General features: G+C 35.2%; 7 protein-coding genes and 2 pseudogenes. 3 read left to right on the top strand and 6 right to left on the bottom strand.

Annotated elements, in window-relative coordinates:
* The 3 genes and pseudogenes from WGMM_RS02430 to WGMM_RS02420 all read left to right on the top strand — a co-directional run.
* The coding region (locus tag WGMM_RS02430; protein WP_038249524.1) for a guanylate kinase at positions 1 to 359 on the top strand (359 nt) is incomplete at its 5' end.
* 727 nt (positions 360 to 1,086) lie between these two features.
* Positions 1,087 to 1,341: a hypothetical protein gene (locus tag WGMM_RS06645; protein WP_051599625.1), complete on the top strand. Its 255-nt coding sequence runs from the start codon at positions 1,087 to 1,089 to the stop codon at positions 1,339 to 1,341.
* 479 nt (positions 1,342 to 1,820) lie between these two features.
* Positions 1,821 to 2,182, top strand: a pseudogene (locus WGMM_RS02420) (transposase); the annotation flags it as partial.
* 649 nt (positions 2,183 to 2,831) lie between these two features.
* On the opposite strand, the gene WGMM_RS02410 reads toward WGMM_RS02420, so the two are convergent.
* From WGMM_RS02410 to WGMM_RS02385, 6 genes and pseudogenes are all read right to left on the bottom strand, one after another.
* Positions 2,832 to 3,467: a hypothetical protein gene (locus WGMM_RS02410; RefSeq protein ID WP_038249515.1), complete on the bottom strand. Its 636-nt coding sequence runs from the start codon at positions 3,465 to 3,467 to the stop codon at positions 2,832 to 2,834.
* 128 nt (positions 3,468 to 3,595) lie between these two features.
* The gene (leuS, locus tag WGMM_RS02405) at positions 3,596 to 6,112 is read right to left on the bottom strand and encodes a leucine--tRNA ligase (protein WP_038249512.1); all 2,517 of its coding nucleotides are present in this window, start codon (positions 6,110 to 6,112) and stop codon (positions 3,596 to 3,598) included.
* A gap of 12 nt (positions 6,113 to 6,124) precedes the next feature.
* A complete protein-coding gene (locus WGMM_RS02400; protein ID WP_038249510.1) occupies positions 6,125 to 6,721 on the bottom strand; it encodes a murein hydrolase activator EnvC family protein in 597 nt (198 codons plus the stop codon).
* A gap of 45 nt (positions 6,722 to 6,766) precedes the next feature.
* The gene (locus WGMM_RS02395; RefSeq protein ID WP_038249508.1) at positions 6,767 to 7,093 is read right to left on the bottom strand and encodes a MerR family transcriptional regulator; all 327 of its coding nucleotides are present in this window, start codon (positions 7,091 to 7,093) and stop codon (positions 6,767 to 6,769) included.
* Positions 7,093 to 7,398 (bottom strand): integration host factor subunit alpha, encoded by a 306-nt coding sequence (locus WGMM_RS02390; RefSeq protein WP_006279881.1) that lies wholly within the window; start codon positions 7,396 to 7,398, stop codon positions 7,093 to 7,095. The genes WGMM_RS02395 and WGMM_RS02390 overlap by 1 nt, the downstream gene beginning before the upstream one ends.
* A 60-nt stretch (positions 7,399 to 7,458) precedes the next feature.
* Positions 7,459 to 7,703 (bottom strand): annotated as a pseudogene (locus WGMM_RS02385) (MFS transporter); the annotation flags it as partial.

Raw genomic sequence — 7,703 nt, 5'->3', positions numbered from 1 at the left:
GTATACCAAGAGATTTTATAGAGCAAAACTTAAGCAGTGGAATAAGCGTTTTACAAAGCATAGACTGGCAAGGAGCATTTCACTTATTGAAGCTCATGACAAAAGAAGTTGTGAGCGTTTTTATACTTCCCCCTTCAATGGAAGAGCTTAGGTTGCGTTTGCAAAAGCGTAATAGTGATGATGCAAGCGAAATAGAGTGCAGATTAGCCGCAGCTCAAAAAGAGATAAGCAAACGTGATAAATATGATTATGTAATAATCAATGATGATATTGATAAAAGTGTAGAAGAGATAAGCTCCATACTATATAAAGAAAGACTTAAAAAATCAGAAGAAAAACTAAGTCTGGAAGGCGGATAAAAACAGCAATTTGCAGCTATAGTTTCTTATCCTATTTTAGCCAGTAGCGCGTTTCGCAGTTTAGCTATATTTATTATTTTTTAAGACAAAATGGTTAAAATAGTAGACAACTGTTCAAGTGAGGTTTAACTGTGACGGCAAACTTTCTTACAGAAATTAATTTTCTGCCTTCTCACCTGCCTTTCTACCTGTATTTCAACTACATATAGCTAAAAGTAACTTAGGTTTACCGAAATATGTTTATGGTTAATTATAGGTGATGTCAAGCTTTGTTAGCTATATACAACGTTTGACTTAATTAAAAAAATTGAATCTTAGCTTAAATAGCTTTTAATATTGAGATTTTAGTATAGGTGTAGATATAACTGCACTAACTACTAATGCAAAAAAATTAGATGAACGCATAGATAAAAACGAAAAGCAAGAGCGGGATAGAAAAGACGAGCAACTACACTACACTAAAGAGAAAAAGGTAAGAAGAACAAAAGCGTGAAAAACCAAGAGGTCAAGATGGAACTCTCAAGAAGTGTAAAAAGTTATTTGAGAAGGATGCTAGTCCTGAAGTATTAAGTAAATTAGAAGAATCACTTAGAGAACAAGAAAAATATTATAGGTACTATGTTCACTGCTTCCTTCCAGTGCTAGATAAAGCAATCGAAAAAATATCAGATGAAACAAAAAAACGAGTAAAGCAAGTAATTTCAGAAATTACTGGTAATAGCAAATATTGTTCTACCACAACCAAAATGATCGTAGGAATAGTGAAGATAGTGAAGCAGAAAGTGGCTACGGTAGCGATGTTGAAGATGATCATAAAGTAGAAATAAGCAACGAAATAACAAATAGCAATGCTCTATTACTAAAAGCGATCAAAAATGGAAATAACGGGAAATTTAAAAAATATCTAAAAGATTGTACGGATATTAATAGTGTGAAAGGTGAAAAAGACAACAATATTTTACACCTTATCGTGTCGTTGTAGAAGAAACAGAAGCGCAAGTTTCTAGGTACCCTAATAAAAACGGTCACCGAGGAAGATTTAGCACAACTCATTAATAGTGAAAATCAGGAAGAACAAACACCTCTTCATCAGTTGCTTCAGCATATAAAAGAAAAGAATGAGGATCATGTACAGATAGAAAATTTGAAAAAACAAATAGATATAAAGCCTTAGAGTTATTTCTACAAAATGGTGCAGATATTACTGTGCAAAATAAAGATGGAAAAAATGCTCTGCAATATATTGCTTCATTCAAAGGAGAACAAAAAGTTACATGTTTGGAATTGATTTTAGGTTTAGTAAAAAATGGAACATATCTAAAGATAAATTGGGTAAAGCTATAAATGCTAAGAATGACGGAGGGAACACACCACTATAACTGGCATTAAAGAAAAAAGCAGAAAAAAGAAGTATCGATTACCTACTGCAAGGAACAATTTTTGTTACAGCAACTGCTTATGACAATACAGGCTTCAAGTAAAGAAATAGCTGAAAATTATCTGCTTGAGTTGGAAATGGGGAGAAAAATATCCACTAGTCACAAAATTCTGGCAAAATAATTGGGAAAACTTATCCGGCTATTCCAAGTATTCTGGCCCAGTCAGGAGGCTAATTTATACTACCAATCCTATTGAGGGGCTACATAGACAGATTAGAAAATTTACTAAAACTAAGGGCTCATTTACCAGCACAAATGCCTTGTATAAACAAGTGTATTGTGCTATAAAAAGGCAGAGCAAAATTGGACTATCCGAATTGGGCTTAAATTATTTCTCAACTTGATATCTTCTTTCCTGGCAGATTGAAAATTGAGTTGAATTAAAAATGCGATTTGACACGCTTCTTTGAACATTCCCCCTTTTTTCGTTATTAATACATAACACAATTGAGTTTACAGCTCTTCTACTTCCAAGTGCTACTTTAATTTGACAACTGATTTTGCTAACACTTCTTCCAACTCTCATCATTTGAGCTATGCCTTTTGCATCATTTTTATCATTCTTATTGATTCTTGCAAACAACGCTGCTGCCTTAATTCTTTGCACATTGATATTGACAACTGTCCACTTTCTATTCCCATGGATTCATATTTTTTGCCTTGACCAAGAAAAAATTCAGCTATTGCCTTACTTTTCTTGCAACAACTTCTTCCTTAACAATTTTTCCTTTCTCATCAACGATACTTATAAAAGTTTCTTTTAGTGAGATTGCTATAATATTCCATGAAACTGCTCCTACTAATAAAAGTTTAAATTATTTTTGAAGAACTTATTCTACTGAGTTCGTTACTTCGTGCTAAAATAATGGACTCCATCATTCAACAGCAATTATAGTATGTTTACCCTTTTTTTGTTCTTTTTCCAACCTACAGTTAGCGTTCAAAACCATATTTGAAAAGCATCTCATATGTTTTTAATGCTGTTTATTTCATTCTCAACATTGTCTCTACCTTTATGAACTAAGTAGCAGCATTAAAAATTGTAACGTATTCCTACCTCCAGAGTTGCATCTGGTGTTTGCAATGCTTTTATACCACTCAGGTGCCCGCCTGCGGTAACGCCAACTGCACCAATTATCTGTGGAGTAATTTCATAATCAACACCTAACTTTAGTTTATAGGAAATAGAACTCAGTATTTTATCTACTACAGATGAACCAGCAGCTTCACCACCTGATTCTGGAGCACCTTGTGTTTCTTCTTCCTTTTCTTTTTCTTCTTGTGAACTATTGTCATCACCATCAACTGTATCACTAACACCAAAGCCAAAAGGTGTTATTTGGAGATATCCTCCTAAACCTCCGCTGACATATAGTTTAACGGGATCAATATCAAGGTCAGGATAGAAGCGGTAGTTTGCCAATAAGCTAGCTCCTATGCTCTTTAATGACTTAATATTACTGAGAACCTCAAGTTCAAATTTAGAGCTTTTGTCATGGTGATAACCAAAAACAACACTAGGTTTCATTATAAAGCCATCACCCCATCCAGCACCAAAGTTTAAACCTGCATAGTACTTATCTTCTGACTTACTTGCACTATTACTAGCTGCACCGGCTAGAGATGAAGTAAGAAATACAGCCAAAACGCGCAATCTCTTTATTTTCATATAACTCCGCATACAAAAAAATATATAATGCATAAGTATATATACTTTATATTAAAAAAGATATAACTACATGTCAAAAAGAGTATAGCCATAAAATCAGATTATATAAAACGTACTACTCAGGTCTTTTATATAACTATATTTACTATCTTATTTGGTACAGCATATACAGTGCGAACTTTGCTTTGATCGATCTTACTGGACACAGAGTCTATCGCTATTTTCTTCAATTCTGCTTGAGGTAAGTTAATTGCCACCTTGATTGTTGTACGTAATTTTCCATTGATTTGCACTGCTATAGTTACCGTATCGTCAACTAATAATGATTCATCAGCTTTTGGCCAAGGTTGACCTCCTATTTCTTGCCATAGGCTTTCAGCTAGATGTGGTATGAATGGTTCGATTACTCTGATTAATATACATATACCTTCATCAATAAGAGATTTTCCAGTTTTTACGTCTATTTCAGCTATTAAATTCGTCATCTCACGAAATTTTGCCACTACACAGTTTAATCTGCAGTTTTCCAAGTCATCTGTAAGTCCGTGTAAGAGTTTATGAATTTTTTTCCTGTACTCTAGAAGTCCACCCGTAACATTTTCATTATCATAGTGTATATTTACAGGTCTTAGCTGCATGACCATACGCCACAATTTATTTACATAACGAGAACAACCTTCCACGCCATCATCGGACCATTCCATATCTTTCTCCGGAGGAGTGTCGGACAACACAAACAAGCGAGCAGTATCAGCACCATACTTTTCTATGATAAAGTTTGGGTCAACTGTATTCTTTTTCGATTTGCTCATTTTTTCAACTTTGCCCACTTGAACCTTAGCTCCTTGTGCAATCAACTCTTTTGCTTCTGCGGGAAATAGCCACTTACCATTTTCGTCTTTATAAGTTGCATGGCAGACCATTCCTTGAGTGATTAAAGTAGAGAAAGGCTCTTTAATATCGAAATAGCCACATTTGGTTAAAGCACGGCAGAAAAATCGTGAGTAAAGCAAATGCAGAATTGCATGCTCTATTCCACCTATATAATAATCAACAGGCATAAAACGATTACACGCATCTTTGTCTATTGATTTATCTTCGCTACAGAATGCAGCAAAATACCAAGAGGATTCAAAAAAGGTGTCAAACGTATCAGTTTCACGCTCTGCTTGCTTTCCACATTTTGGGCAATCAACAAATTTCCAAGTAGGATGTTTATCAAGTGGATTGCCACCACTTGTGAATTCCACATCCGCGGACAGTATTACAGGCAGGTCTTTTTCTGGCACTGGAACAGTACCACAGTCTTTGCAATATATAATAGGTATAGGGCATCCCCAATAACGTTGTCTCGAAATTCCCCAATCGTGCAAACGATAGTTTATTGTTTTTTTGCCTATTTTTTTTTCTTCAAATTTTTTAACTATGGCTTCCTTTGCTTCACTAACCATTAATCCGTTTAAGAATTCGGAGTTAAACATTGTCCCGTCTCCAGTATACGCCTCCTTTGTCATCTGAGTAGCTTGACACTGGGATCCATTGTAAGAATTCTGGTCACGCGCTGGAATGACACCTAAGTGGGCTGAAGAAATAACGGGAATTATCGGCAAATTATATTTCTGTGCAAATTCAAAGTCACGCTGATCATGTGCAGGGCAACCAAAAATCGCGCCTTCCCCATATTCCATCAACACAAAATTCGCTATGTAAAGCGGCAATTCCTTATCAAGAAATGGATGTTTGACGTTTAATCCGGTGTAAACTCCTATTTTTTCATCGTTCTCTCTTTTCGATTTTATTTCTTGGATCCCAGTGTCAAGCACTGGGATGACAACAGAAGAACCATTCTTTAAATCCTGCACAATAGGATGCTCTGCTGCCACTGCACAAAAAGAAGCCCCAAACAAAGTATGAGGATAAGTTGTAAAAACTTTTAATTTCTTATTCAGGCCAACTACTTCAAACTCTATAGTTGCTCCTTCAGATTTTCCTATCCAACGCTCCTGCATTGTTTTGACTTTTTCTGGCCAATTTTTCAAACTTTGCAGGCACTTGAGTAAATCTTCAGCGAAATCAGTAATCTTTAAAAACCATTGGGACAACTTACGTTTTTCAACAACTGCACCTGATCGCCATCCTTTTCCATCAACCACCTGTTCATTTGCAAGCACTGTTTGGTCTACTGGATCCCAGTTAACCCATGATTCTTTTCGATAGGCAAGCCCATGCTTTAAAAAATCCAGGAAAAATTTTTGTTCGTGTTTGTAATAATCAGGCTCACATGTGGAGAGTTCACGCTCCCAATTATAAGAAAGACCTATGGATTTCAACTGTGTACGCATATTATCTATATTCTCTTTTGTCCATGTTTCGGGGCTAATATTGTTATCCCTTGCTGCATTCTCAGCTGGTAATCCAAACGCATCCCAGCCAATTGGATGCAAAACCTCAAATCCATTAGCTCTCTTGTAACGCGCTATCACATCCCCTATTGCATAGTTACGTAAGTGTCCCATATGAATTTTACCAGATGGATATGGAAACATTTCCAACACGTAACACTTTTCTTGTTTACCACTCTTGCTTACAGAAAAATCCCATTTATCTTGATAAAATTTTTCAACACTTTTAAAATCATATTTCATATAAATCCAAATTCAATTACAGTTCATATGCATCAAAGGATCAACCGCTTGGCCATTATGTCGTATTGTGAAACACATCTGTGGATCTTTATCTTGTGTGCTTGATTTACCTGCAGATCCAATTACTTGACCTTGCTTTACTTTATCGCCAATTTCAACATGTACGTTTTTTAAATAGGAGTACACAGTCATGTAATTATCTTTGTGTTCCACTATAATTAAATTCCCATACCATCTCAGCCCTTTGCCTACATATATCACTTTGCCTGGTGCAGAGGAAACTACGTTCGTTCCATTTTGAGCAGCAATTTTTATGCCATCCTTACACATTTCATCAGAAGAGGTAGCTGAACCTTTAACTGGCATTACAAATTTACAATTTACCCCCACATTTTGTGTATTATTGTTATCTTTGTATATCCTATTTATGATGGCTTTTCTACTTTCTTTTTGCACTGAAGGCTCCCTAATTAAATGGTACTCCCTTGTATATTCCAGATCTCTTTTCCCGTAAAATTCTTCGCCTTTAAGCAGCACAGGTGCAGGTTTTTGCAGGCCACAGCCTATTAATATTGCTAATAACACAAGAAATGAGGCTATATGCCACATTTTAAACTCTCACAAAACTCCAAAATTTTAGCGAAACGTAGTGTTTCACGCCTGCTTGTTACTTTCCTCGTTATTTATTTTACTAGTTAAATAGTCCCTCAAATCGGTGAGTTCTTGCAACAAATTCTTTGTGACTTTTATATCATTACCAAATTCTTTTTGCACTCCTTTTGTTGTATATCCTTTATCATATAGCATGTATTTTACTTTCTTTATGGCCTCTATACACTTGCGATCATATAGCCTTCTTCCTTTACGCTTTGTAGGCTTAATTTGATGAAATTGACCTTCCCAAAATCTCAAAACATGCTGTTCCAAATGTAGCTCTTCAGCTACTTCCCCAATCGTATAAAATAATTTTTCCTTGTTCATTAATTATTGATTGATTTTTTTATAATTTTTGAAGGCCTAAAAGAAACTGAATTTCTTGCCTGAATCATCACTTTCTCCGATGTATTTGGTATATTTCCTGGTCTTTCCTTCTTTTTCTTAACCAAGAATGTTCCAAATGACGATATTTTTACTATTCCATCCTTTACCAAGCTTGTCTTTATTTCGTCCAATATATCATCTATTATCGAAACAGAGTCTTCCTTTGATAATCCTATTTCTTGGTTTATATCTCCAGCTATCGTTGCCTTAGTTACTGTTGTGTCTTTTGTTGTAACGTGATCCATTATTGATAAATATTACAATACGTAAATATAATATAGCAATCGACTCGAGATTCAGCTACTTTATTTTTTAGAGTATGTCTCTTTTGTTGCATAATTTAAAATACCGGCAACTATCAATATCGCAAATATTGCAAAAAGTGCCATTTTATGATCTGTAAAAAGTGCTAACATTGACACTATAACTCCACTGCCAATAAACATAAATCCATTGATAATGGATGATGGTGTGCTGATGTATTTTCGTTTCACAATCTCGCTGCCGACAGTAAAATTAAGCATATGTCCTCCCGACAAAAAACCCGAAC

This window comes from Wolbachia endosymbiont of Glossina morsitans morsitans (genome assembly GCF_000689175.1).
In the GTDB taxonomy this organism is placed as follows: domain Bacteria; phylum Pseudomonadota; class Alphaproteobacteria; order Rickettsiales; family Anaplasmataceae; genus Wolbachia; species Wolbachia pipientis.
This window is presented reverse-complemented; position numbering and strand designations above follow the sequence as displayed.

Bases quoted from the DNA above. Each gene is read 5' to 3' on its own strand.
- WGMM_RS02400 (WP_038249510.1), bottom strand. From the start codon at position 6,721: ATGTGGCATATAGCCTCATTTCTTGTGTTATTAGCAATATTAATAGGC.
- WGMM_RS02390 (WP_006279881.1), bottom strand. From the start codon at position 7,398: ATGGATCACGTTACAACAAAAGACACAACAGTAACTAAGGCAACGATA.
- leuS (WP_038249512.1), bottom strand. From the start codon at position 6,112: ATGAAATATGATTTTAAAAGTGTTGAAAAATTTTATCAAGATAAATGG.
- WGMM_RS02395 (WP_038249508.1), bottom strand. From the start codon at position 7,093: ATGAACAAGGAAAAATTATTTTATACGATTGGGGAAGTAGCTGAAGAG.
- WGMM_RS02410 (WP_038249515.1), bottom strand. From the start codon at position 3,467: ATGAAAATAAAGAGATTGCGCGTTTTGGCTGTATTTCTTACTTCATCT.